General features: G+C 31.4%; 23 protein-coding genes. 9 read left to right on the top strand and 14 right to left on the bottom strand.

Annotation, left to right across the window (positions count from 1 at the left end):
• The first annotated feature begins 118 nt into the window (after positions 1-118).
• The 4 genes from gatE (at position 119) to ACREV6_RS06520 (ending at position 4,138) form a co-directional block, all read left to right on the top strand.
• Positions 119-2,083 (top strand): Glu-tRNA(Gln) amidotransferase subunit GatE, encoded by a 1,965-nt coding sequence (gene gatE / locus ACREV6_RS06505; protein ID WP_431577195.1) that lies wholly within the window; start codon positions 119-121, stop codon positions 2,081-2,083.
• Entirely contained in the window at positions 2,080-3,462 is a 1,383-nt protein-coding gene (gatD, locus tag ACREV6_RS06510; RefSeq protein WP_431577196.1) for a Glu-tRNA(Gln) amidotransferase subunit GatD, read from the top strand. Before gatE ends, gatD begins: the two co-directional genes overlap by 4 nt.
• 139 nt (positions 3,463-3,601) lie before the next feature.
• Positions 3,602-3,757, top strand: coding sequence for a lmo0937 family membrane protein (locus ACREV6_RS06515; RefSeq protein ID WP_431577197.1), 156 nt, complete (start codon positions 3,602-3,604; stop codon positions 3,755-3,757).
• Between the two features lie 228 nt (positions 3,758-3,985).
• On the top strand, positions 3,986-4,138 hold the full coding sequence (locus ACREV6_RS06520) for a lmo0937 family membrane protein (protein WP_431577198.1): 153 nt from the start codon (positions 3,986-3,988) through the stop codon (positions 4,136-4,138).
• Between the two features lie 125 nt (positions 4,139-4,263).
• Here ACREV6_RS06520 and ACREV6_RS06525 read toward each other — a convergent pair whose 3' ends face one another.
• The 4 genes from ACREV6_RS06525 to pulA all read right to left on the bottom strand — a co-directional run bounded on the left by ACREV6_RS06525 (position 4,264) and on the right by pulA (position 9,505).
• Entirely contained in the window at positions 4,264-4,569 is a 306-nt protein-coding gene (locus ACREV6_RS06525; protein ID WP_431577199.1) for a hypothetical protein, read from the bottom strand.
• A 78-nt stretch (positions 4,570-4,647) separates the two neighbouring features.
• Entirely contained in the window at positions 4,648-5,592 is a 945-nt protein-coding gene (locus ACREV6_RS06530) for a TRM11 family SAM-dependent methyltransferase (RefSeq protein ID WP_431577200.1), read from the bottom strand.
• A 95-nt stretch (positions 5,593-5,687) separates the two neighbouring features.
• Positions 5,688-6,596 (bottom strand): alpha/beta hydrolase, encoded by a 909-nt coding sequence (locus ACREV6_RS06535; protein ID WP_431577201.1) that lies wholly within the window; start codon positions 6,594-6,596, stop codon positions 5,688-5,690.
• 164 nt (positions 6,597-6,760) lie between these two features.
• Positions 6,761-9,505, bottom strand: a complete 2,745-nt coding sequence (gene pulA / locus ACREV6_RS06540; RefSeq protein ID WP_431577202.1) for a type I pullulanase — start codon at positions 9,503-9,505, stop codon at positions 6,761-6,763.
• A 308-nt stretch (positions 9,506-9,813) separates the two neighbouring features.
• On the opposite strand from pulA, the gene ACREV6_RS06545 reads away from it, so the two are divergent.
• On the top strand, positions 9,814-11,181 hold the full coding sequence (locus ACREV6_RS06545) for an MATE family efflux transporter (RefSeq protein ID WP_431577203.1): 1,368 nt from the start codon (positions 9,814-9,816) through the stop codon (positions 11,179-11,181).
• 95 nt (positions 11,182-11,276) lie between these two features.
• Here the strand turns inward: ACREV6_RS06545 and ACREV6_RS06550 are convergent, their stop codons facing one another.
• Entirely contained in the window at positions 11,277-11,408 is a 132-nt protein-coding gene (locus tag ACREV6_RS06550; protein ID WP_431577204.1) for a hypothetical protein, read from the bottom strand.
• A 105-nt stretch (positions 11,409-11,513) separates the two neighbouring features.
• Positions 11,514-11,750 carry a TIGR04540 family protein gene (locus ACREV6_RS06555; RefSeq protein ID WP_431577205.1) on the bottom strand — a complete coding sequence of 79 codons (237 nt, stop codon included), beginning with the start codon at positions 11,748-11,750 and terminating at the stop codon, positions 11,514-11,516.
• A gap of 215 nt (positions 11,751-11,965) precedes the next feature.
• Here ACREV6_RS06555 and ACREV6_RS06560 point away from each other — a divergent pair, with 215 nt between their 5' ends.
• Positions 11,966-12,754 carry an EFR1 family ferrodoxin gene (locus ACREV6_RS06560; RefSeq protein ID WP_431577206.1) on the top strand — a complete coding sequence of 263 codons (789 nt, stop codon included), beginning with the start codon at positions 11,966-11,968 and terminating at the stop codon, positions 12,752-12,754.
• Positions 12,755-12,900: 146 nt separating this feature from the next.
• Here ACREV6_RS06560 and deoD read toward each other — a convergent pair whose 3' ends face one another.
• Positions 12,901-13,614, bottom strand: coding sequence for a purine-nucleoside phosphorylase (deoD, locus tag ACREV6_RS06565; protein WP_431577207.1), 714 nt, complete (start codon positions 13,612-13,614; stop codon positions 12,901-12,903).
• 379 nt (positions 13,615-13,993) lie between these two features.
• Between deoD and ACREV6_RS06570 the strand changes: the two genes are divergently transcribed.
• Positions 13,994-14,656 carry a TVP38/TMEM64 family protein gene (locus ACREV6_RS06570; RefSeq protein ID WP_431577208.1) on the top strand — a complete coding sequence of 221 codons (663 nt, stop codon included), beginning with the start codon at positions 13,994-13,996 and terminating at the stop codon, positions 14,654-14,656.
• A gap of 146 nt (positions 14,657-14,802) precedes the next feature.
• Here the strand turns inward: ACREV6_RS06570 and ACREV6_RS06575 are convergent, their stop codons facing one another.
• Complete coding sequence (locus ACREV6_RS06575) at positions 14,803-15,957, bottom strand: ribose-phosphate pyrophosphokinase (RefSeq protein WP_431577209.1); 1,155 nt, start codon at positions 15,955-15,957, stop codon at positions 14,803-14,805.
• A gap of 380 nt (positions 15,958-16,337) precedes the next feature.
• Here ACREV6_RS06575 and nudC point away from each other — a divergent pair, with 380 nt between their 5' ends.
• Positions 16,338-17,165 carry an NAD(+) diphosphatase gene (nudC, locus tag ACREV6_RS06580; RefSeq protein ID WP_431577210.1) on the top strand — a complete coding sequence of 276 codons (828 nt, stop codon included), beginning with the start codon at positions 16,338-16,340 and terminating at the stop codon, positions 17,163-17,165.
• A 519-nt stretch (positions 17,166-17,684) separates the two neighbouring features.
• Complete coding sequence (locus ACREV6_RS06585) at positions 17,685-18,863, top strand: DUF4317 family protein (RefSeq protein ID WP_431577211.1); 1,179 nt, start codon at positions 17,685-17,687, stop codon at positions 18,861-18,863.
• Between the two features lie 85 nt (positions 18,864-18,948).
• On the opposite strand, the gene ACREV6_RS06590 is transcribed toward ACREV6_RS06585, so the two are convergent.
• The 6 genes from ACREV6_RS06590 to ACREV6_RS06615 form a co-directional block, all read right to left on the bottom strand.
• A complete protein-coding gene (locus tag ACREV6_RS06590) occupies positions 18,949-19,644 on the bottom strand; it encodes a response regulator (protein ID WP_431577212.1) in 696 nt (231 codons plus the stop codon).
• Complete coding sequence (locus tag ACREV6_RS06595) at positions 19,637-21,220, bottom strand: ATP-binding protein (RefSeq protein WP_431577213.1); 1,584 nt, start codon at positions 21,218-21,220, stop codon at positions 19,637-19,639. The genes ACREV6_RS06590 and ACREV6_RS06595 overlap by 8 nt, the downstream gene beginning before the upstream one ends.
• A gap of 23 nt (positions 21,221-21,243) precedes the next feature.
• Positions 21,244-21,591 (bottom strand): FMN-binding protein, encoded by a 348-nt coding sequence (locus ACREV6_RS06600; RefSeq protein ID WP_431577214.1) that lies wholly within the window; start codon positions 21,589-21,591, stop codon positions 21,244-21,246.
• Positions 21,592-21,695: 104 nt separating this feature from the next.
• Positions 21,696-22,439 carry an ABC transporter permease gene (locus tag ACREV6_RS06605; RefSeq protein ID WP_431577215.1) on the bottom strand — a complete coding sequence of 248 codons (744 nt, stop codon included), beginning with the start codon at positions 22,437-22,439 and terminating at the stop codon, positions 21,696-21,698.
• Positions 22,436-23,188 (bottom strand): ABC transporter ATP-binding protein, encoded by a 753-nt coding sequence (locus tag ACREV6_RS06610; RefSeq protein ID WP_431577216.1) that lies wholly within the window; start codon positions 23,186-23,188, stop codon positions 22,436-22,438. Before ACREV6_RS06610 ends, ACREV6_RS06605 begins: the two co-directional genes overlap by 4 nt.
• Positions 23,185-23,766 (bottom strand): UbiX family flavin prenyltransferase, encoded by a 582-nt coding sequence (locus tag ACREV6_RS06615; RefSeq protein WP_431577217.1) that lies wholly within the window; start codon positions 23,764-23,766, stop codon positions 23,185-23,187. Before ACREV6_RS06615 ends, ACREV6_RS06610 begins: the two co-directional genes overlap by 4 nt.
• Positions 23,767-23,770: the final 4 nt, after the last annotated feature.

Raw genomic sequence — 23,770 nt, forward strand, 5'->3', positions numbered from 1 at the left:
ACTAAAGGCTTGTTTCCTAATTGCATTTTCACCTAATATTCTTAGAATATAGCAGCTATGTAAAGATATTTAATGACTTTAAGTTTCTAATATATTAATTGTGGAGGATTAAATAAAAATGGAAAATAACTTCATAAAAACCCAACGACGCATTGGTTATTCGCCTCTAAATCAAACTCTCCCAAATGTCTATGAGGATTTGGGATTTATGTGTGGTCTAGAGGTCCACCAACAACTAAAGACAGAAAAGAAACTTTTTTGCCACTGCCAGGCAGGTGTCTTTCAAAAGGAGGGACAATATGATGCAGAAATAATAAGACATATGCGGCCTACTTTAAGTGAGATGGGCGGATACGATGGCACAGCACTCATGGAGTTTAAGACTAAAAAGAACATTGTGTACCGTATTGCCAATTTGACAACTTGCACCTATGATATTGATGATACACCACCTTTTAAGATAAATCAGCAGGCTCTAGGAATTGCCTTAGAGATTGCGTTGCTTCTTAAAACAAATATTGTGGGAGAGCTACACATCACCCGTAAACAATACCTAGATGGAAGTATACCTGCTGGCTTCCAGCGTACGGGGATAATCAGCATTGAAGGGCAGATTCCTTTAAAAAATAAAATAGTTCGGATCATTCAACTAAGTATTGAAGAAGATTCCTGCCGTGAGATTTCAGACATAGGCCATGTTAGATCATATACTACTGATCGTTTGGGCATGCCACTTATTGAGACAGTTACTTATCCTGATATGAAAACTCCTGCGGAAGCGGCTGAAGCTGCTAACTATATTCGTTTTTTAAATCGTAGTACTGGTAAAGTAAGGACAGGCATTGGAGCTGCACGCGAGGATGTTAATGTTAGTATCAGTGGTGGAACTCGGGTAGAAATTAAAGGTGTATCCCATATAACCTACATTCCTGAATTAGTTCACAATGAAGCTTTTCGCCAAAAGAGTCTTCTAGAAATCCGTAATGATCTTATAGAAAAGATACCAAACTTTGTGCATTGGAAAATTAGTCATGTAATTCTTGAGGACGAAAGCATTACTCTTGTATCTAGTAGCATTAGAAACAATTTAAATATACAAAATAGACTAGTTGCAGTTAACCTACCAGGTTTTAAAGACATTCTTTCATTTTTCACTGGGCCTTGCCGAATGTTTTCCGATGAGATTTCTGACAGATTGAAGGTTATTGCTTGTATAGAAAAACCAAATATGACGCATTCTGAGGAATTCAGAAATGAAAATAAGGATATTAATTTTGAATACCTCCGAAAATTACTTAACTCAAAAGTAGGTGATGCCCAAATTCTTTTCTGGGGGCCTGTTGATGATATTAGCACAGCTTTAGAGTCTATTGAAGAACGCTGTAGACTAGCCTTTATTGGAGTTCCAAATGAAACTCGTAAATCCTTTAATAATGGTAACACTATGTTTGAACGAGTACTGCCGGGTGCCGATCGCATGTATCCTGACACAGATTCAGCACCAATTTCAATTAGTCAAGAGCTCATAGATATTGCAGGTAGGAATTTACCCGTTGATGTTGAGACGCAAATAACTAAGTTAAATAATTGGAACATACCAGCTGATACTTTTTTTTACATTCTAAGGTACAATCTAGTTCCTCTTATACAAAGAATTTGTGATGATTTTAATACGCAGCCTAAATTTGTAGCAACTCTACTTAGCCATAAGCTTAAATCACTGCAAGGAAAATTCAAAACAGATTTACCCTTTGATTTTGAAAGAATATATAAACTCTTTGCCTTTATAAAAGAGCAAGAAATAGAACTTGAGCTTATATATAAGATGCTACCTGTTGTATATAAACGACCTAAGATGGAAATGAAGTACGTTTTAAAAGCTATATATTTTTCTAAGTGTAGCGCTGATAGTATCATTTCGCTTATACCAATTATGCAGGCAAGATTTAAAAAACTAAAAACTTCTAAAAAGTCGGAAGCAGAACTTAACTGGATTATGAAAAACTTACAAGAGAAAGCCATTGGGAATATACCTCTCCATGAACTTGCAATGGTAATTCGTAAAGGAGGCCTAGGCAAATGAGTGATATTTTAAAAGGTTACAAGGGCGCGTCACTAGAAGTTCTAAAAAGCTTTAATATGCGCATATGGAGTGAAGCTACAATAACAACTACTAGAGGTGATTTTAAAGGAGTTATACTTCCTCGCTCTGAAAATGATGATGATGGTCACATAGTAATAAAGCTTGCCACTGGTTATAATATAGGAATAACAGTGGATACTATACAAGATATGAAAGAATATAATTTCAAAGAGATACAATATAAAATTCCAGAAAGGGAATTTCCTACATCTAAAAACAAGCATAATATAAAGCTCCTAGGTACAGGAGGTACAATTGCATCACGCCTTGATTACCGAACGGGGGCAGTTATTCCAGCTTTTTCTCCTGGTGAATTGTATGGAGCTGTTCCCGAGCTTGCAGATATATGCAACCTAAGCACTGAGAAGCTTTTTGCAGTTTTCTCTGAAAATATGGGGCCCAATGAGTATAAAGTCTTAGCAAAAGCTATTGGAGAGGAAATCAAAAAAGGCACCCATGGAATTATGATTGGCCATGGCACTGATACTATGAGTCATACAGCTGCGGCACTGTCATTTATGGTGCAAAACTCACCTATTCCAATTGTTATGGTAGGTTCGCAACGTTCTTCAGATAGGCCCTCTTCAGACGCTGCACTAAACCTAATTCATGCTGCTAAAACTGCTACGGATTCAGATATTGCCGAGGTGATGGTGTGTATGTTTGGACCAACCTCTGATGAATATGGATTACTACATCGTGGCACAAGAGTCCGTAAGATGCACTCCTCCTACCGTTCCACTTTCCGTACCATTGGAGATATACCCCTAGCAATGGTAGATAGGCAGAAAATAACGCCCCTTAGGCAGGATTACAATCATCGGCGTAGTGACAGAAACGTAACTATTAATCCTGTATTTGAGGAGCGTGTATCCCTATTGTACTATTATCCCAACATGAACCCTGATATAATCGATGCCATGGTTAATCTTGGTTATAAAGGAATTGTTATTGCAGGCACAGGTCTTGGCCATGTAAATAAACTTTTATATCCAGCAATTAAGCGTGCTGTACTAAAAGGAGTTGCCATTTATATGACAGTGCAGACACTTTGGGGATATGTGAACATGTTTGTATACGATACCGGACGGGATCTAATGACCATGGGAATGATACCTGCAGAAAACATGCTACCAGAAGTAGCATACATTAAACTAGGTTGGGCACTTGGACAAACTTCTGACTTAGGTAAAGTTAAAGATATTATGCTAACTCCCATCTGTAGTGAGATCACGGAGAGAGAGCCTTATAATGGTTATCTAATCTACCAAGGAGGAATTCCTGAGGTAGAGGAGTTTATTAAAAAGTTTCATAAATAGCTTGCGTCTACATTTTTAAACCGTAATTATCCTATAAAAATTAATACTAAAATCACTTTGCATATTTTAACTAAATTTAGGTCAGTATAATATCTAAAGGAGTTTAGAAAATAAATATATGTGAAAGGTAGTGTATTATATGGGATTTTTACGTTGGTTAGGCGGAATAGTAGTATTCTTTTGGGCCTTAGGACTTATATTTAGAATTGGTGGCAGTATGATACATCTGTTACTTGTGTTGGCTGCAATAGTTTTCGTGGTAAATATGATCTTAGGGAGAAAAAAGATCTCCTAACCTATTATACCAACAATAGATTATAATTGAAATTAACCATTTTTCAAAAATAAGCTCTATATTAGCAAAATCAAATAAGTATATTTGCGCTTAAGCAAATGTACTTATTTTTTTTATCACTACATACTCCATAGAATACCATTAATACATTGTAAATATAGAATTTTATTGATATAATATTCAAACATATATAAAAAATAAATTTATATGTGAAAGGTAGTGTTTTAAATGGGATTTTTACGTTGGTTAGGCGGAATAGTAGTATTCTTTTGGATTTTAGGACTTATATTTAAAATTGGTGGCGGTATGATTAATACCTTACTTATAGTGGCTGCAATAGTTTTCATAGTCGATAGAATTTCAGGAAAAAAAATAAGATAGGAACCTATTATGCTAACAATACTTTTTGATTAAATTTAGCAACTTTTAATAAAAGACATAAAGTTAACGCTATAATAGAAAAATGGAGTAAGTATATTTGTATTTAATCAAATATACTTACTCCATTATGATTTTGCCTTTTTTGCTATTCCAGTATATAAATATTCCAGGTATTCAGTATCAACTTCTTGGCTTTTTAACATATCTATTCTGCTTTTAACCTTATTTAGACTTTCATTCGCTTCCTCAAAGTCCTTTTGCTTTATGCAGGAACTTGCATATTCTAGTAAATAATCAACTTTTATTACCGCTTGCGCTAAATCTTCTCTATCTTTGTTAACTAGTTTAATTAATAAAGAGTATATTTGTGCGGAACCCTTTGCCTTAAAATTATATAAAAGATCATTAGTTCTACTGTTTTTTTTTGCCATATTTAATACCTCGCTATATTGTGTCAATATCATAATTAATATTATATAATGAATTCAGGTTAACCATCATCTGCAATGTTAACTACATATATATATATGCCTTTTAAAGGTTCCTTTAGACACTGTACATTTATCATCTATGTGAAATCCTACAGATGTTATTTGCTTATCCATCTCATCAAAAGTAATGATTACCATTCTCTCGGCTATTCGACGGGTACTCTCCATAATAGCTAACTGCTCCCCAGGCGTAATTTGTGTAAATATTCCATAAGGAAGATCAACGATGGCCACATTAAATTTATTTTGGATTTCATTCATGTCACCAATAATTATTACATCTTCATATCCAAAATACCGAAGGTTTGTCTTGGCATTTTTACCAATGTATGGGTTTATCTCATAACCCTTAATGTTAATTCCCATTGAAATAGCTTCAATTAGTACCGTTCCGATGCCGCAACAAGGGTCTACAACACTATAATCTAAGTTATTACCTACGGCTATATTAACCAATGCTCTACATACGTTCACCTTTAGAGCATTAGAATAAGAAAAAGGTTTTTTATTATGAAATAACCAATCTGAGGTATTGCTTTCACATTCACCAAATATCCACTTATTATCTACTTTTGTTATACCAAAAGTAATTTCCGGATTTTTCATTTCAGCTTCCCCAAGTATACTAAAGCCTATTTCGAATTCAATGCTGCGTCCTTCATGAAAACCTATGATCTCATCATTAGCATTGATATAAGCAACCTTATAATTTACACTGGTCAGTTTGTCCATAACAATTTGATCAATAATTTGCTTCATTGTTTCTCCGGTATATATAATAGAGATGCATTTTTTTATAAAAGGACTTCTGGAAGGATCCACATATATATCAGAAAATAAATGCTTTTCATCAAGGGGTTTATTAAAGAGGCACTTTATTTCCATTTTGCATAGGCTTTCTTCATCACCCGAATAATTTGTTGTATACAAGTACTTCTTATCATTTTGCAGTAGCTGAAACATTAAAGCACACCTTCCTTTCTACAATATAAAAACCACCTTAATAAAGGTGGTACGTTATTTATGTTTTTACTTATAGTATCAGTATATCACAATACTTAGATTATGTTTATAGCTTTTAAAAATCCATCAACTCTTTTTTCGTATTCATCTTTGTTCTTCCAGTATGCCGCTGCGTGACCAGCATTGGTCGCAATATATATTTCTTTGTAACCCTTCTTTACTGAATACATTTGATTACACATAAAAGTAGGTACATAATCATCCTCTTCACCATGAATAAATAATACTGGAATTTCTACTTCAGGTAGAGTAGTTATAGGTGAAACATCTTTAAATTTCCAGCCAACTCGAATTTTACTTATTGTACTTGCTAATTTTACTAAGGGCAATTTTTTTATATTATAATCTTTTTCTAATCTATACTTAAACAAATCTTGTGCATCAGAGTATCCACAGTCTTCTATACAAAACACAATTCGTGGGTCTATTGCTATATTTTGAAGAGCTATTCCAGCACCCATGGATTCGCCATGCAACCCAACTATTATATCTTTTCCTAATTTATCAAATATCCAATCTGTGCATTTTTTCAAATCATACTTTTCGTAATAACCATAGGAAGTGTCTTTTCCACCACTTAAACCATGATTTCTATGATCATAAATAAAAACGGAAAAACCTCTTTTTATAAACATGTCCATGTATTTAACAGAACCATATAAGCTCCAAGTTATTCCATGACATAATATTATAATTTTCTTTGAATCTTTATTTGGAAAGAAGAAACCATGAATTTTATAACCATAATTAGAATCTAGATATACCTCTTGTTTTTCTAAGTTAGTAAATGCTTCTACTTTTATTTTACCTTTTTCAACTTCATAATCGTAGGTATAATTATATTTAGCAACTTTAGGAGCTATAATAATACTAGAAAAATGCCAACCTACAATAATAACAGTAACAATAATCAAAATTGATATGAAAAGTAATATTTTTATCATCTTAAAATCTCCCTTTTGAATGCGATGTACATTCTTATTATAGACACGTCTCCAAATAAAGTAAATAACAACAAAGTAAATTCTGTAGACTCTTATTGATAACCTAAAAAAGTCCTTATATTTTACAATAAGGACTTTCTAAAAAAATACAATACACCGTAATGCTAAGCTTTCTTTCTCCCCTTCAAAAACAATATTAGGTAAGTAATCCCACATAATATTAGTATAGTATAAATCCAAAAGGGTAAGGTTGTAAATATATTCTCTACTCCATCATAAATTACAATAGAGCTTAGTGCAGGCACTACTAATGAATCGCCTTTAAATTGTTTTATAGTTTTAACCCCTGCTCTTTCTCCATTCACTACAATATTCCATGTGCTTTTCTTAGATAATTTAATGGTTATATCTTCTCTATTTGCATTGAAAGCCACTACGATGTCAGACCAAGTATCCATATTGGCATTATGGGCTATTTCATAGGCTACAACGTTTTCCGGAGCTCTTAAAAATTTCAAATTTTGCTTGATCATCTCTGCTGAATTCATTCTGAAGGCAGGATGTTCCTTTCTTAACTTTATTAAACCTTTGAAATAATTAACGGTGTCAATGTTTTTAGATTTCAGAGCCCAATCAAGCTTATTTACTGTATCATTAGACTTATAGGAGTTGCTATTCCCAGCTTTTGTTCTTAAAAACTCCTGTCCCGCTTGGAAGAATGGAGTCCCTTGGGAAGTAAGAATAATAGAATCTGCCAATTTGTGCATTTTCAATCTTATTTCATTATTATCCTTTGGGTTTGTTAAAAGAAGTTTATCCCATAACGTATTATTATCGTGAGCTTCGGCATAATTAACAGATTGAAGCGGGGCTATCTTGCCCCAGGTTTTTATATCATTTGAGTAATCTATTCCTCCAACTATTCCTTTTTTTATGTCTAGCTCTCCATAAGATTTACCATTCACAAAGCCCTTGGCTTTTGTATCTAATACACTACCTTTTATACCATCTCTTATTATATCGTTAAAAAGTGATATTCCAGGCATTTTACTGGCATTTTTTTGTGTTGCTTTTACATCTGATAAAAGAGCAGTCTCCATATCCCAGCCTTCTCCTATAATAAGAATTGAAGGATCTAAACTACTTAGCTTTTTTCTAATTTCATTCATAGTCTTTATATCAAGTAGGCCCATAAGATCGAATCTAAATCCATCTAAATTATATTCCTTTGCCCAATACATAACAGAATCAACAATAAATTTTCTTGCCATTGCATTTTCCGAGGCAATGGTATTTCCAGAACCGCTTTCATTTGCAGCAGTGCCATCTTTATCGTATCTAAAATAATACCCAGGTACTAATTTATTAAAATTAGAATCATTGCTACTGTACATGTGATTATAAACTACGTCCATATTCACCCTTAACCCATTATCATGAAGAGATTGCACTGCTTGTTTTAATTCTTTAACTCTCGCAACCGGGTTGTATGGGTCACTTGAATAACTTCCTTCAGGAGCGTTATAGTTCTTAGGATCGTAACCCCAGTTATATTGCGCCTTACTTGAAGTCTCATCCACACTAGCGTAATCAAATATTGGCATAAGCTCCACATGTGTTACTCCTAAATCCTTTATATAATCAACACCTGTCCGCTTACCATCAATTCCCTTTGTTCCTTTTTCAGTAAAAGCCAAAAATTTCCCTTTATTTTCAATACCGCTGTTTTTGTCTATAGAAAAATCTCTAACATGTAGTTCGTACATAATAGCATCATTTAAATTTGTAAAATTAGGTTTTTCACCTGGATTCCATATTTCTGGATCTGTTCCTTTTAAATCTATTACCGCACCCTTGTCTCCGTTTGCAGCCACAGAACGTGCATAAGGATCCACAGCTTCAGTCCAAACTCCTCCAATATTAACTTTATATGTATAAAAAATACCCTTTTGATCTCCATTTAAGTTAAACGTCCATGTTCCATTTTCACCTTTTTTCATACTAAAATCAATACCACTTTTATCATTCCACTTTTTATAGGTTACAATCTTTACCTCAGTTGCTGTTGGTGCCCATACCCTAAAGCTTGTTTTACTTTTAGTATAGGTATTACCTAAATCATTTCCTTCATAATAAAAGATTTTTTCAAAACTAGCACTTTTCATTACATCTCCAAACACCACTTCTTTTTCAGGGAACCCTAACTTTGAGATTGTAATTTTTTGACCTAGGTTCACATTTTCACTAAGCTCTATTTTTGCAACAGTTGTAGTCCCATTTATTACTTCATCACTTGTTACTTTTTTTACAGCTAAGATCTTGTCATCCGACTTAACTGTAATGCCTTGAGTTCCTTCTGCGCTAAATGTAAATGCTACGCTTGTTTCTATGCTTATGCTATTCATCTCATCTAATTTTGCAACTATAAATGTACCCGGTTTGTCTATTGCAGTTGCGGGAACTACTGCTGATTTAGCATCCCCTGCATTAGCTTCAGCTAAAGAATAGTATACTTTCGTGTCGCCTCCTTTAAGCCAAACTTCTCCAACACCATTGTTAAATTTTTCAATAAATCTATCATCCACAGTGTCTTTTCTCCACTCGTCCGTGCGCACTATAAATCCTAGTTTTTTAAAGGATCCATCAAATTCAGCTACGCAAACCTTACCGAATTCGTCCTTGCCATTAAATTCAAACTTGCTTTCATCCTTTTTATCAGTCCATAACCACATATTCCATTTTAAATCACTATTTGGAGTTTTAGCATAATGGATAATAATCTTTGTTTTGCCACTTTGGGCAAAAGTTTGAACACTGGGCATTAATAAAAGCAATTCTGTAATAACTAAAACTGCCACAAGAAAAATGCTCAATGTTTTACTTTTGTTCTTCCCTATTTTGAAGTTCATAAATTTCCTCCTCTAAAAAAAAATAAGATTATGGTGTTCTAATCTATATTTCTCTAGTTTCTCTAATTTTGTAGTTTTCTAGTAAAGTATTCTACGTAAAATTAATAAACCCTTCATTCATAGCAAATTATTATATAAATATAAAACAATAGCTGTCATTTACCATATACTCGTTTATAAATTGACTTGGTTTTTATGCAATTAATGCAATAAATTAATTGGTTCTCTTATTAGTCTAAATTTAAAATGATATAATAGATAATATGCTTACTATTATATCACTTATTATGAAATTGGGGGATTAATTTATGGACATGAAGGAAAGAAAGAATCTTATACTACAAGGATCAATGTACAAGGTAATAATAACCTTGGCAGCACCAATAATGCTTAGTAATTTAATTCAGACTTTATATAGTTTAATTGATGGAATTTGGGTAAGCAAATTAGGTTCGATGCAATTTGCAGCCATATCCTTTGTGTGGCCAGTTATATTTCTATTTATATCTATAGGAATCGGATTATTTATTGCAGGAACCTCCATTTTATCTCAATTTATTGGCGCATCAAAATACGACAAAGCATCGATGTATTCCTCTCAGCTTATTGCAATTGCAGTTGTGTGTGCTATTTGTTTTTCAGTTATAGGCTATTTAATGAGCCCGATTATAATAAATGTTATGGGAGCAAAAGGCGATTTAGCTCATTATAGTGAAATCTTCTTAAGGATAACATTTTTAGATATGCCCTTTACATTTTTGTTTTTTTGCTTTAATGCCATTATGAGTTCACAGGGTAACACTCTAACACCTACTATATTAAGCTCTATAAGTGTTATTATAAATGCTATTTTAGACCCTATATTTATATTTAAATTTAATATGGGAATCGCAGGAGCTCCTGTAGCTACTATTATATCAAAGGCTCTTCTTGCAGCTGCTGGATTATATATACTTCATAAATCCACTTCAAAAATAAAACCCAGCTTTAAAAACTTTCGTTTTGATAGGAACATATTAAATAAACTATTTAAAGTTGCCATACCATCTGCTATTGGGCAAAGTGGTTCAGCTCTTGGTTTTATAATCCTTAATGGTTTTATTGTATCCTATGGAACCTCAACACTTGCGGCCTTTGGCATGGTGAACAGAATTACTTCGCTTATTATGCAACCAGCCATGGGAATAGGTGCTTCACTAACAGCTATTGTGGGACAAAATCTTGGCTCAGGTCAATTAGAACGTGTTAAAGAAGCTTTTGTTAAGGCATTAAAACTTACTATAAGCATTTCAATTTTAGGATGTATAGTGCTCATATGGCAAGACAAACCAATAGTTAATTTTTTTATACGCTCTAAGGATGATAATCGAGTAATATCTGAAGCTATTACTTATTTAATATATATTTCTTTTTCAATGCCCCTAATGGGTATATTCAGCGTCTTTCAAGGAATATTTCAGGGGTCCGGCCACACGAAATACTCCATGAATATGGAAATAGGTAGACTATGGTTTGTAAGGCTTCCTATGATACTTCTTTTTAAATATTTTACAACCATTGGCTCCACGGGAATATGGATTTCTATGAGCTCTAGTAATTTAATTATCTGTTTATACGGGTATTATCTCTATAGAAAAGGTGGATGGCAGAAAAGAATAATTAGAACCAATGATTAAAGGGTAGCAAGTAACTGGCTTAAAGTCAGTTACTTGCTACCCTTTTTAAAATCCAATAGCAAGCTATAATTTTTTTCATAAATCTTTACTTATATTTATTGTCCCCTAGAATTACCTCGTATAGCTTTCTTTGGTGTTGGTAATGGAGTTTTATTGTCACCTTTAGATTCTTGTCCATTTGAAGACTTATTGTTACTTGATGGAAAAGCTGGTTTATTTTTAGCCATTATACCACTCCTTACTAATTAATTATTTTAACTTTAATTAATTATATAATTATATGGATATATATACAAGTAATTTATGCATAGGCATTGTTTTTAACTACACAATTAATTTTGTCTTTCTGAAAATACTTTATTAATAATGTCTACTCTCGAACTGCCTATTATATTAGATATTTTTAAAGATAAGTTTCCATCCTTATAAATCCTATCCTCATTTGCATTAATTAAGATATTTAATTTTTCTTCTAGCTTCTCATAGGTCATAACATCGTCTAAATAAAAATCTACTAAATCTTTTAAACATGCTGCTAACGCTTTTGGGTCCTTATAAACTTTTCTCATAATGTACTCCTTATTATTCATTTTAATATATATATTTCTTCTATATGTATATTCTTATATTATATCCTAATATATTTAATATTTAAAGATATCTTTAATAAATTATTTAAAGTTTTTGCACGAAATTTGTAATTAAATATGCCATTTACAATTTCAACTAAAAAAATTATACTAATATTAAGTAATTATTTTTAATTACTGATTGGAGGCCATTTATGATATTTTATTTTTCAGGCACTGGTAATTCTCTGTATGTTGCTAAAAGTATAGCAAAAGAAAATAATGAAAGTTTAATTTCCATATCAGCTACTATGAGGGATAATAAGCAATACTATGAATACACATTAAACCCTAATGAAGTTATAGGCATTGTTTATCCTGTTTATGCCTGGTCACCACCAAAGCAAGTTATTCAATTTATTAATAAGTTGAAGTTAAACAACTATAATAATAACTATATCTTTACTGTAGCCACTTGTGGAGCTAATATTGGTAATACGGTTCAGGTTATTGATAAAGCCTTGAAGAAAAAGAATTTACATCTCAGTAGTGGATTTTCAGTAATAATGCCCAATAATTATATTTTCTTTGGGGATGTTGACACTGTGGAAGTTGAAAATAAAAAACTTTTAGAATCCAAACAAGTAATAGCTACCATAAATAATACGGTAAAACATAAAGCGGATAATGTTTATCAACTTGAAAAAGGCTTACTACCTAGAGTGATGACTTATGTAGTAAATCCATTGTTTAATAAGAACGCTCATAATACAAAGAGTTTTCATGTAAATGAAAACTGTACTGGTTGCGGATTATGCGAGAAGGTATGTAATAGTGGAACAATTAAGGTTCAGGGGAAGCCCCTATGGGGAAACAATTGTACCCAATGTTTAGCTTGCATCCATTTATGCAAAGCCAAAGCAATTCAATATGGTAAAGGTACAGAAAAGAAAGGCAGGTATAAACATCCTAAAATTGCAGTTAATGAACTGATAATAAAATAATTAAATACCTAGACCAAAGGTTTACGCTTAAAATACTCAAAAAACCCCTCAATAATCTTACTTTGAGGGGTTTTTTATAATAATTCCAATATTTTCTTTTAAACTTGCCACTTGCCACTTGCCACTTGGATGGCACTCTCTTTGTATTATTCAGCCATCTCTAATGCTATTTTCATCATATTAGTAAAGGCCTCTTGTCTTTCTTCAGATGTAGTTAATTCATGAGTTACTAAATTATCTGAAACTGTTAATAAACAAGCAGCTTTCTTACCCAATACATTTGCATTATGGAATAGTGCAAATGATTCCATTTCTACTGAAGTACAACCATGAGTTTCATAAATATCTTTATACTCATCAAAATTTTCGCGGTAAAATACATCAGATGAGTGAACTCTATTTTTATGAACTTTAATTCCTAAATCCTCTGCTATTTTCTCTAACTTACTATTTAGCTCAACTGATGCCGCAATTATATCATCTTTACATCCACTTTGAACCTTTGCATACGTAGATTCACTCCAAGCATCGGTGGTGAGTATTACATCATATAAGTTTAGGTCGGCAGTATAAGCACCACATGAACCGATTCTTATAATATTTTCTACCCCATAAAAATTAAATAATTCATATGAGTAGATACCTATACTAGGCATACCCATTCCACTAGCCATTACAGAAATCTTACGTCCTTTATATGTACCCGTGTATCCAAATACATTGCGGACATTATTAAATTTTTCAACATTTTCTAAAAATGTTTCTGCAATAAATTGGGCACGTAATGGATCTCCCGGCATTAATACTGTTTTTGCAATAATTCCTTCTTCTTTTACTTCAATATGTGCTGTTGGTATCATATTGAAACCTCCTTATAATTATATTTAGTTTGAAAAATATAGTAAATTTAATAATCCCCTATGGCTATTTTATTATACCTTAACTATTATACCCAAAATAGGAATAAAAAAAAATGACATATGTCACTTTTTCATATTAATATTTTCATGCAATTCAAATTTTTTCTATTTCTATAATATACATATTTTTTTAGTATTGATAACTAGGTACCTGTACTTAATTAGTTTTACAACCTAAATTATCTATTTGATATTTCTATAGTTGAACTGTGTTCTATATAAATTATCTATTAGATATACTTAATACTTTACTATATAATTAATGTGGCTAATAATAGCTTTAAGCAAGACAATATAAGCTTACTAAAAGGAGGTTTTTATGAGTGAAAAAATCACAAAAATTTTAAAGGTAGTATCCCTTTTAATAATTGTTGCAATTATTATGTGTACCTTTTTCAATATAGAGACTCTACGTCATTGTACCCCAGAAAATATGAAAGATTTTATAAACTCTTATGGAATGTTCTCACCAATAATCTATATAATTTTATTTACTTTTGTACCCCTTACATTTTTCCCAGATTCAATCCTTGCCATTGCTGGCGGTATGTGTTTTGGAATGATGGGCGGCTTTATTTACACTATGATTGGTGCTATTTTGGGGGGCACTCTCTCTTTTTTTCTAGCGAGTATATTAGGTCATAAGGTATTCAACAAATTCATAAAAAAAGACCTATCAAATTTAGAAAATTCAATTAAAACCAGAGGCTTTTTATTAGTGTTTATATTAAGACTGATTCCACTTTTCCCCTTTGATATAATTAGCTACGCAGCAGGTTTTTCAGGGGTCAAATTTAAGGATTTTGCTTTAGCTACACTTTTGGGCATAATACCTGGTATCTTCGTTTTTGTAAACATTGGAGATAAAGCAACAGATATTGGGTCTTCTAGCTTCTATGTGTCATTAGCACTTTTAGTAGGGCTTATTGTGATATCTTATGTTCTAAAAAAGAAAATTTCCTTACAAAAAATTAAGAGCTAGTATTATACTAGCTCTTAATTATAAAGAATATTTAAAATTAAAGCTGAGTTATTCTTTTATTTTAATACTCTTTTATATGTATTTTTATTTTCAACTATATTTCAGAAGGAAAATCTCCTACTTCTATAATTGGGAATTATATTTACCTAAACCTTTGATTTATTTAGCAAGTCTTTTATACCTTTAGTGGCATCAAGTAGTGGTGCTATAGATTTATCATAATTCAAGTTATTTATTATGCTGGCTATAAATCCCGACATATCAACTTCACGGAACCATTTAGCTTCTTTAACTTCTTTAGGAATATAGGTTAAATTTGTTGAATATATTCTTTCAATTAAACCTTCTTCATAAAATTTATTGAATTTTTCTATGCCTTCAGTAAAGAGTGCAAAAGTTGCTGTTACAAATATTCTTTTTGCTTTACGTTTTTTTAATTCCAATACTATGTCGAATATTGATTCGCCAGAAGCTATCATGTCGTCAACTATCAAAATATCCTGTCCTTCTACTTCTCTTCCCATATATTCATGTTGTACTATGGGATTTTTACCATTTACTACTTTTGAATGGTCTCTTCTTTTGTAGAAAAGCCCAATGTCAAGTCCAATCACACTAGAGTAATAAACAGCTCTATCCATTGCACCTGTATCTGGACTTATCACCAGCACCTTTGCCTTATCTACTAATAATTCAGGTTCCTCTTGTAAAATCGTTTTCACTATTTCGTAAGTTGGATATAAATTATCAAAGGATATAAGTGGTATTGCATTTTGAACATTTGGATCATGTACATCAAAGGTTATAATATCATCAACCCCTAATCTTTCTAATTCCTGAAGAGCAATGGCACAATCAAGAGACTCTCTACGTTTTCGCCTATGCTGCCTGCTTGCATATAATAATGGCATTATTACAGTTATTCTCCTTGCCTTCCCACCTAATGCGGACAAAACCCTCTTTATATCTTGAAAATGATCATCTGGACTTTTATGGTTCTCATAACCATACATTGTATAGGTACAACTATAATTTCCTACATCACATAATATGAATATGTCTTTACCTCTAACCGAGTCTTCTATAATAATCTTGCCTTCACCATTTGAAAATCGAATATCAGTCATGTTTATAAGAAAAGATTTTTCATCACCCAAGTCATGATTTATAGGCCCATTGTCATTTTTTTTTCGTTTTTTAATTAAAAGCTCATTAATTCTATTTCCCAGTTCTGAGCTACTCTCTAGTGCCATAATACCTAGGCTACAGTAGGGAATGCTAGATGATTCTTTAATATCCATAATAATACCTCCTTGATATCCACAAAAGTGGCTTAAAAACTTCAAATGCATATAGTATTTTATATTTTCTCCTGTTTATTCTTTAAATATATGAGTATTTATAATTTTACTACAAAACCGATTTGACTCATTACAATTTTAACATATATATAAATGCAAATGAAGCTTAAAATATAAAATTCGACTTTTTTTCGCAAGATTTTATTGATAACTTTACTAAGACAAGTGTTCCCTATATTAAATAATATATAAATTTAGAATATTAAAGATTTTAAGTATATGATATAATTATAGGACGTTGATAAATTTTTAGACAACCACCAATAGCCTATTAATTAGGCTTATTAATTATATAACTGTAGATTGGAGATATGACAATAATGCGTAATGAAGACAATATGACGAATTTTATACCATCAGTAGATGTGATTTTGCCTAAAACTAATAAGGATATTTATTTTTTATTTTATAAGGATGAGTTATTAGTTAAATCTGAAGACAACAAGGCAGTGATACCTGCTATTTGCGATCTAGATAATTTAAAATTAATTAATACTCAATATCTTGGGTCTATAAATGGTCAAAATTGCTTTTATGGCGAATTAGATAATGATGCTATTATACCAATCGATATGTATTTCAGTAAACTTAAAGCACTTACTCACCAGTTATCTGAAGACATGTTTTGGATAGGCGGAAGAGCTAATCAATTAGTAAACTTTAATAATGATCATAAATATTGTGGCAGATGTGGTACATTAGCTCAAAACGTAGAGGGAGAAAGAGCTAAAAAGTGTCCTAAATGTGGACTTGTAAATTACCCTAGAATTTCTCCCGCAATAATTGTGGCTGTTGTACGCGAGGGAAAATTACTACTTGCACATAATAATCAATCCCCCAAAGATTTATTTAGCGTAGTTGCTGGATTTGTTGAGGTTGGTGAAACTTTTGAGGAATGCGTTGTTCGTGAGGTTCAAGAGGAGACTGGGATTACTGTTAAAAATATAAAATATTTTGGAAATCAACCTTGGCCTTTTCCCAATTCTCTTATGATAGGATTTACAGCAGAATATGCAAGCGGAGAAATACAAGTGGATGGGAAAGAAATTGGTGACGCTAACTGGTATAGTTCTACCGAAATGCCTTTAACACCTGATAGTATAAGTATAGCTAAAAAATTAATCGGTTGGTTTACTGAAAATTATTAATATTTAATGACAAAAATAAATAGAAGTTAGAATACTTAATTCACAGCGAATTAGATTCTAACTTCTATCTTTTCTTAATATATTTAACAATATTTTATCTCCTTAAACTATATATTGACCTTTTTAAATTTTAATAATTAAATCAGTATTGTATTACGAACTTAAACTAAATTTATTACGGTAAAGCTATCTCTTGTATTCCTAAGTAATTCCTTTAATGGCTTCTTAGCCGATTGCAATGGCAATCATCATTGAATTCTTAGTCTACTTATAGTTTTTATATATTTTTATGATCTCACCCCACTCTCTTATTTTTCAATTTGTTGGGGGTATCAAGTTTTGTTTAAAGATTTTACTAAATATACGATAAGTTGCGCTTCTTATATTTATAATATAACACGCTAATAATACTTTGTCAATAGTTATTATTAAACAATACAGGAAATTTTATAATATCATTCCACAATTTTGTGTTATAATTTTAGCATATAAAAGAAAATAACAATGAAAAGAGGTTTTATGATGAATAAAAAAGAGCTTACAAACATAAGGAAAGAATTTAAATTAGATAGTGGTATGATGAAAATCCAGGAAATTTATAGCGTTTATCTAAAAAAAGATAATGTTCAAATTGATTATGAGCCAATTATTCATTCAGAATTTGATTTTTTTGATAGAATGGATATGGACAAAAAAGAATTATTTCTAGGTAATTTTAAGAAAGTACTAACTGGCGCTATAGATACAAAAATTTTCGAGTTAGATTTTCAGAATATCGAAGAAGAAAATAACACTCAACATATTTTAAGTAGTGCACTAAAAACAAGTGATAAAAACGAAATTCAAAACTCCCTTAATGAGCTTATAAAAAAAATTACAGCTAACTATAAATACGAAACTGATGTGGTGGTTACTTTTATTAAAGCTGAATATTGGCTAGGTTCTAGCCATAAAAATATGGCGGCAGATGAAAGCATTGACGATGCAATGCAAACCTTTAATTTCATTCTTTCAAGTGTAAATAAAATAGATCTTCCAAAAAGGACTCTAAAATTTGATTATACTGATAAGGAATTTAAAGCAAATTCAGCCTTAGATTCAGTCATTAATCTTAATGCTCCCTTGGAGGGCTTCATGTTCCCTACTCTTACCAATGGATATTCAGACATAAACAAAATTTTATATTACGCTTCAAAACCTAAAGAATTAAATGCTGATTTCATTGAGAAGGTTCTTAACTGTGATTTTAAATTTACTGCTGAAGATGAAAAAAATTGCTTTGGTGATATCTTAAAGTCTATAATTGGAGAAAAAATCAAACCTGAACTTATGCAAGATATTTATGTTAATATACATGAACTTTCTGAGCAATTTGAAGAAGGAGAAGAACCTACTCTTGGAATTGTAGATATTAAAAATATTCTGAGTAATTGTGGAGCAGAGATTATATATGATATAGAAACTGCCTTTGAAGAAACTTGTGGTATGAAGTATGATTTTAAGATAAACAATATTGTACCTGAATTCAATTCAAAATCCATTAAGATTACTAGTGAAATTGCAAATATTACATTAACCCCTAAGGATCTAAATTCAGTTAAGCAAGTAAAAAATAGTGATGGTAGAAGATGTCTACTTATTGAAATTGATGAGGATGTTGTAATAGAAGGATTTATTTTACAAACAGAGGAGTTTTAGTAGGTATCATTACCCAACTATTGCTCAGTGATGTTACTTCTTACCTTTATATTAAAAGGAGAATATTAGTGCATATTAAATTGCACTAATATTCTCCTTTTATTCTATATTTGTTTTTAGGTCTACCCACTTTACCGTATTCCATTTCAACCACAAGCTTTTGTTCTTTTTCTAAATAGTCTAAGTATCTTCTAGCAGTTATTCTAGAAACTCCAATATTTTTCGCAATCTGCTCAGATGTAAATGGTTTATCTTTCATGTCTGATATTCCCACTATAACTTTTTCATAAGTGTACTGATTAAAGCCCTTAATATCACCAATGCTTTCATAATATTCTATGACGTGTTTATTTTCTTTTATAGTATATTTATCAATAACTTCTTGCTCCATACTATGAACATTTTTAAAACTATTCTTTCTACTTTTAAATTGGAGCAATGCCTCCTTGAACCTGTTGAATATAAAAGGTTTTACTAAATAATCTACTGCTCCATATCGAAATGCTTCTTCAACAGTTTCTGTATTCCTATCTGCAGTAATTAATATAACATCACATTTTAAATTTTCCAGTCGTATCCACTTTAATAAATCTGTACCTAAACCCTGTGGAAAAAAAACATCTAATAATATTAGGTCAGGGTTTCCACTTATTATAACTTCTTTTGCCTTTTCGATGGAGTTAACGCTATCATATAGTGTAAACCCTTCTATTTTTCTAAGAAATTTTTCGTTTATTTCCCTCACCATAGGGTCGTCTTCAACAATAAGAACCTTAATCATATAATCTACCCCTTTTCATTGGTATATATATATCCCATATAGCTCCATTTTCTTGTAGAATATTTATGTCACCACCTGCATAATCTACTATTTGTTTTATAATACTAAGGCCAAATCCTCTGTTCCCAGGTTTGGTTGTAAATCCACGTTCAAAAACTTTATCTATTATATTTTCACTAATTCCAGGACCATTATCTTGAATTCTTATTCTAAGTGCTTCATTATTAGATATTAATCTTATGGATATCTTACCATTTTCAAATTTAACTAATTCCTCTATAGAATTCTCTATTAAGTTTCCAATTACAGAGCAAATCTCATCTACTGTTATATTTTCAGGAATAATATCTAGATATGAATTTGCATCAATTTCTACAGAAATTTTAGCTTCTGTTGCTTTATTATATTTGGCAAGTAATAGCCCTGCTATGTGTGTATTCTTAATTCTTTTGCTAAGAATTTCAGAAACTTCTCCGCGAAGCTTGGATATATGAGATATATATTCAACAGCTTCGTTATACTCTTCTAATTGTATTAGACCTGAAATAGTGTGAAGTTTATTCATAAACTCATGATTTTGAGCTCTTAAGGCACAAGTCATTTTTTTAATTCCAGTTAATTCTTCAGCCATATTTTTAACCTCAGTTAAGTCCTGAAAACTGGATACAACACCTATAATTTCTTCTTTATGATTTCTTAATAAAGTATGGCTACACATAAGTGTTTTACCATGACGCATTTTAATTTCTTGATTATATACTGCTTCCTTATTCCTCAATACTTCCATCATTTCATCTGTATAATTTAAGTTCAAAGTAGCAATACTCTTGCCTATATTTTCATCTTCTAGTTTTAAAATTTCCTTAGCTATTTTATTAAAGAGTATTATTTTGCCATCACTATCAATAGCTATAATACCATTTTTTAGATTCTGCAAAATTAAATCTCTCTGTCCTAGTAGTAGTGCAATTTCCTTTGGCTCCAGGCCAAATATGCTTTTCTTTATTGTATTTGACAAAAAAACCGCACCTACTATTCCCATTAAAAGACCAACTACTAAAGCTATTTTCAAACAAAACAAATGAAAATCAAGTTCAGCATATACTGTATCAGTTAAAAGGCCCACTAAAACTGCACCTACTTGTTCTCCCTTATAATATATGGGTACAAAGGCTCTTGTTGCCGAAATCAAAACATTTCTGTCCCTCGCCACATAAGATTCACCCTTTGTTAGCACCTGCTCTTCTCCACCGTCAGCGTATTTCTTGCCCAGAGAATTTCCATTTGGATAGGAATATTTTATTCCCTTCATATTCATAACAATAATATATTGAAATCTAGTTTTTTCTCTAAAACTCTCTATAGTTTTTTGAACAGTGTCATAATCTTTGGAAGTTGCTAAAGTTTTTTCAATTATATCAATAGATGCAATAGTTACAGCTAAATCCATAGCATTATTACCCATTTGAGTTTCCACAGAATTTTGCACTTGATAATAAGTAACAATTCCTATTCCACCAATGACCATAAATATTATAATGCTTATAAATATTGTTAATTTATACTGCAATTTCAATAGCACTTCACCTCATATTATGGTTATTTTATTTTTGCTTTATTTAACCCATCTTTAATAGCTTTAATAAGTCCATTGCTTGTATATGTAGCTCCTGCAACAACTTGAACCTCTGAACTATTAGCTTTTATTACTTTTGGCGGGATTTTTTTATATACTATTTCAGCTATCACTGGAGTTTCTTGTTGCGATAATATCACAATTTCCTTTATTTCGTATTGATCCGTCACTATTTTAACCTTTATGGGTCCTATATGCCCTTCTGCGTTACCCTCATAGGTTCCTTTTTTATAAATAACACTTTTTGAACCACAAGCCACGAGTCCAGTTGCTAAAACTATCCATAATGCTAATACAACTAATTTTTTCAATTAAGTCTCCTCCCTTGTCATCCAAATAAGTTTTTCTTGGGTCAATAGCCATAATATAATTATATCATTCTTCTACTTTTGTGTCATTTTAAGTATATGTTTTTTTATCTCCAAGGACAAAAAATCCCTTCTAAAACATCAGTTATAATAAAGAAAAATAGGCCGATTAAACTTAAAATTAAAATGCCTGAATACATTTGAATATAGTTAATTCTCATCCAAGAGTCCATAATAAAATACCCCATGCCATATTCTGTGCCAAAGTTTTCAGTAAAGAATAAAACAGATATAGCAGTACCTATTCCAATTCGAAGAGATGTTAATAAAGCTTTAAGTATTCCAGGAAAAATAATCTCTTTCATTATTTGAAAATTTGTTGCTCCCAATGAATACATAGGATAAAAAACTTCTTCAGGGATATTTTTTACTTCATCTCGTATATTAACCACTACAGAGAAAAAGGTAATTAAGAAGATCATAACTATTTTTGTTAAATCACCTAAGCCAAAAATAAGCATTACTATAGGAAGTAATGCTATCTTAGGTATAGGATAATTAAAATATATAATTGGTGATAATATTAAATCAATCTTTTTAAAATATCCCATTAAAATACCTACAGGCACACCTATTATCAAAGTAAATAGCAAGCCTACTATAATTCTATTAAAACTGTAAACAACGTGGACTGCTATTTCACTTTTAAAAGTTATAAATATATTTATTATTATTGCATAGGGTGGTGGAAATAATGGCTTATTAATAATCATAGCTCCTATTTGCCACAAACCAAAAATAATAAAAAAAGCAATTGCAAAGTTAACTAGTTTATATTCTTTAAGTCTCATTCCAGCTGGCCCCCTTTAAGAATTTTTCTAAGTTTATTGTTTATATCTATGTACTCAAAATCAACTTCCCTATTTATTTTTCCAAATAAGGGATTGCTTATAACTTCAACTATTTTTCCTGGGGAGGCGGATATTACAGCTATGTTCTTTGCTAAATATATTGCTTCTTTAATATCATGGGTTACAATTATAGTGGTAACCTTGTGTGCCTGCCAAACTTCTAAAAACATTTTCTGAACCTCTTCCCTGGTCATAGCATCCAACGCAGAAAAAGATTCATCCATTAAAAGTATATTTGGTTTTAATAATAAAGCTCTAGCCATGGATACTCTTTGCATTTGTCCTCCACTTAGCTGACTTGGATATCTTTTAACAAAGTCTTTAAGCTTTAACTCCACTAGTAATTTCTCATAAAAATCCATATCTATATTACCCTTACCATCTTTGATTTTTGCGGATAAAAATATGTTCTGCTCTACTGTTTTCCATTTAACTAATCCATAATTTTGAGGTATTAAACCAATTCTATGTATTTTAGGATCCACTGCTTTTCCATCTATTAAAACTTCACCTGTGTAGTCCACAATAATTCCTGCTATAACCTTTAATAAAGTTGATTTACCACCACCTGAGGGGCCAATTATAGCACAAATATCCCCTTTTTTCACTGTTAAATTTGCATTTTCTATGACTTTGGTATTTTTGTCCACGTTTTTATAACAAACACTTAAATCACTTATTTTTATCATTTATTTATGCCCCACTCATGGTACATTTCATTATCTACATTTAAGCTTGAAAGAATTCTCCCTACCGTGATATTTACCATATCTTCAATAGTTTTTGGCTTTTCATAAAACGCTGGCATAGGAGGTATTATCAAAACATTCAAATTGCTTAAAAAAAGCATGTTCTTAAGATGAATAGAACTAAGCGGGGTTTCCCTTGGAATCAAAATCAATTTTCTTTTTTCTTTAATCATTACGTCTGCAGCTCTTATTAGTAAATTATCAGAAGTTCCGCTACTTATTTTTGAAAGAGTTCCCATTGAACAGGGCACAATTACCATTCCATCAGTCTTGAAGGAACCACTTGCTATAGACGAAAACATATCCTCTATATCACATAAATTAAGCCTTCCATTGCTTTTATTAATATTTTTAAGCCATGCATCAAAATTAATTTCAAGCTCATACTCCAAAACTTTTCTGCCGTTATTTGTAATGACTAAATAAACTTCATTATCACCTTTTATTAACTCTTCTATAAGCCGTACACCGTAGATACTTCCACTGGCTCCGGTAATCCCTACTATATATCTTCCCAAACAA

This window comes from Clostridium sp. (genome assembly GCF_050717515.1).
Taxonomy (GTDB): domain Bacteria; phylum Bacillota; class Clostridia; order Clostridiales; family Clostridiaceae; genus Clostridium_AD.

What these genes read in the sequence shown, in the direction of transcription:
- ACREV6_RS06545 (WP_431577203.1), top strand. Translation starts at nt 9,814, where the DNA reads ATGGACATGAAGGAAAGAAAGAATCTTATACTACAAGGATCAATGTAC.
- ACREV6_RS06520 (WP_431577198.1), top strand. Translation starts at nt 3,986, where the DNA reads ATGGGATTTTTACGTTGGTTAGGCGGAATAGTAGTATTCTTTTGGATT.
- ACREV6_RS06560 (WP_431577206.1), top strand. Translation starts at nt 11,966, where the DNA reads ATGATATTTTATTTTTCAGGCACTGGTAATTCTCTGTATGTTGCTAAA.
- deoD (WP_431577207.1), bottom strand. Translation starts at nt 13,614, where the DNA reads ATGATACCAACAGCACATATTGAAGTAAAAGAAGAAGGAATTATTGCA.
- ACREV6_RS06555 (WP_431577205.1), bottom strand. Translation starts at nt 11,750, where the DNA reads ATGAGAAAAGTTTATAAGGACCCAAAAGCGTTAGCAGCATGTTTAAAA.
- ACREV6_RS06550 (WP_431577204.1), bottom strand. Translation starts at nt 11,408, where the DNA reads ATGGCTAAAAATAAACCAGCTTTTCCATCAAGTAACAATAAGTCTTCA.
- gatE (WP_431577195.1), top strand. Translation starts at nt 119, where the DNA reads ATGGAAAATAACTTCATAAAAACCCAACGACGCATTGGTTATTCGCCT.
- ACREV6_RS06525 (WP_431577199.1), bottom strand. Translation starts at nt 4,569, where the DNA reads ATGGCAAAAAAAAACAGTAGAACTAATGATCTTTTATATAATTTTAAG.
- ACREV6_RS06570 (WP_431577208.1), top strand. Translation starts at nt 13,994, where the DNA reads ATGAGTGAAAAAATCACAAAAATTTTAAAGGTAGTATCCCTTTTAATA.
- gatD (WP_431577196.1), top strand. Translation starts at nt 2,080, where the DNA reads ATGAGTGATATTTTAAAAGGTTACAAGGGCGCGTCACTAGAAGTTCTA.
- ACREV6_RS06515 (WP_431577197.1), top strand. Translation starts at nt 3,602, where the DNA reads ATGGGATTTTTACGTTGGTTAGGCGGAATAGTAGTATTCTTTTGGGCC.
- ACREV6_RS06535 (WP_431577201.1), bottom strand. Translation starts at nt 6,596, where the DNA reads ATGATAAAAATATTACTTTTCATATCAATTTTGATTATTGTTACTGTT.
- nudC (WP_431577210.1), top strand. Translation starts at nt 16,338, where the DNA reads ATGCGTAATGAAGACAATATGACGAATTTTATACCATCAGTAGATGTG.
- ACREV6_RS06610 (WP_431577216.1), bottom strand. Translation starts at nt 23,188, where the DNA reads ATGATAAAAATAAGTGATTTAAGTGTTTGTTATAAAAACGTGGACAAA.
- ACREV6_RS06530 (WP_431577200.1), bottom strand. Translation starts at nt 5,592, where the DNA reads ATGTTTCAGCTACTGCAAAATGATAAGAAGTACTTGTATACAACAAAT.
- ACREV6_RS06585 (WP_431577211.1), top strand. Translation starts at nt 17,685, where the DNA reads ATGATGAATAAAAAAGAGCTTACAAACATAAGGAAAGAATTTAAATTA.
- ACREV6_RS06575 (WP_431577209.1), bottom strand. Translation starts at nt 15,957, where the DNA reads ATGGATATTAAAGAATCATCTAGCATTCCCTACTGTAGCCTAGGTATT.
- ACREV6_RS06605 (WP_431577215.1), bottom strand. Translation starts at nt 22,439, where the DNA reads ATGAGACTTAAAGAATATAAACTAGTTAACTTTGCAATTGCTTTTTTT.
- ACREV6_RS06590 (WP_431577212.1), bottom strand. Translation starts at nt 19,644, where the DNA reads ATGATTAAGGTTCTTATTGTTGAAGACGACCCTATGGTGAGGGAAATA.
- pulA (WP_431577202.1), bottom strand. Translation starts at nt 9,505, where the DNA reads ATGAACTTCAAAATAGGGAAGAACAAAAGTAAAACATTGAGCATTTTT.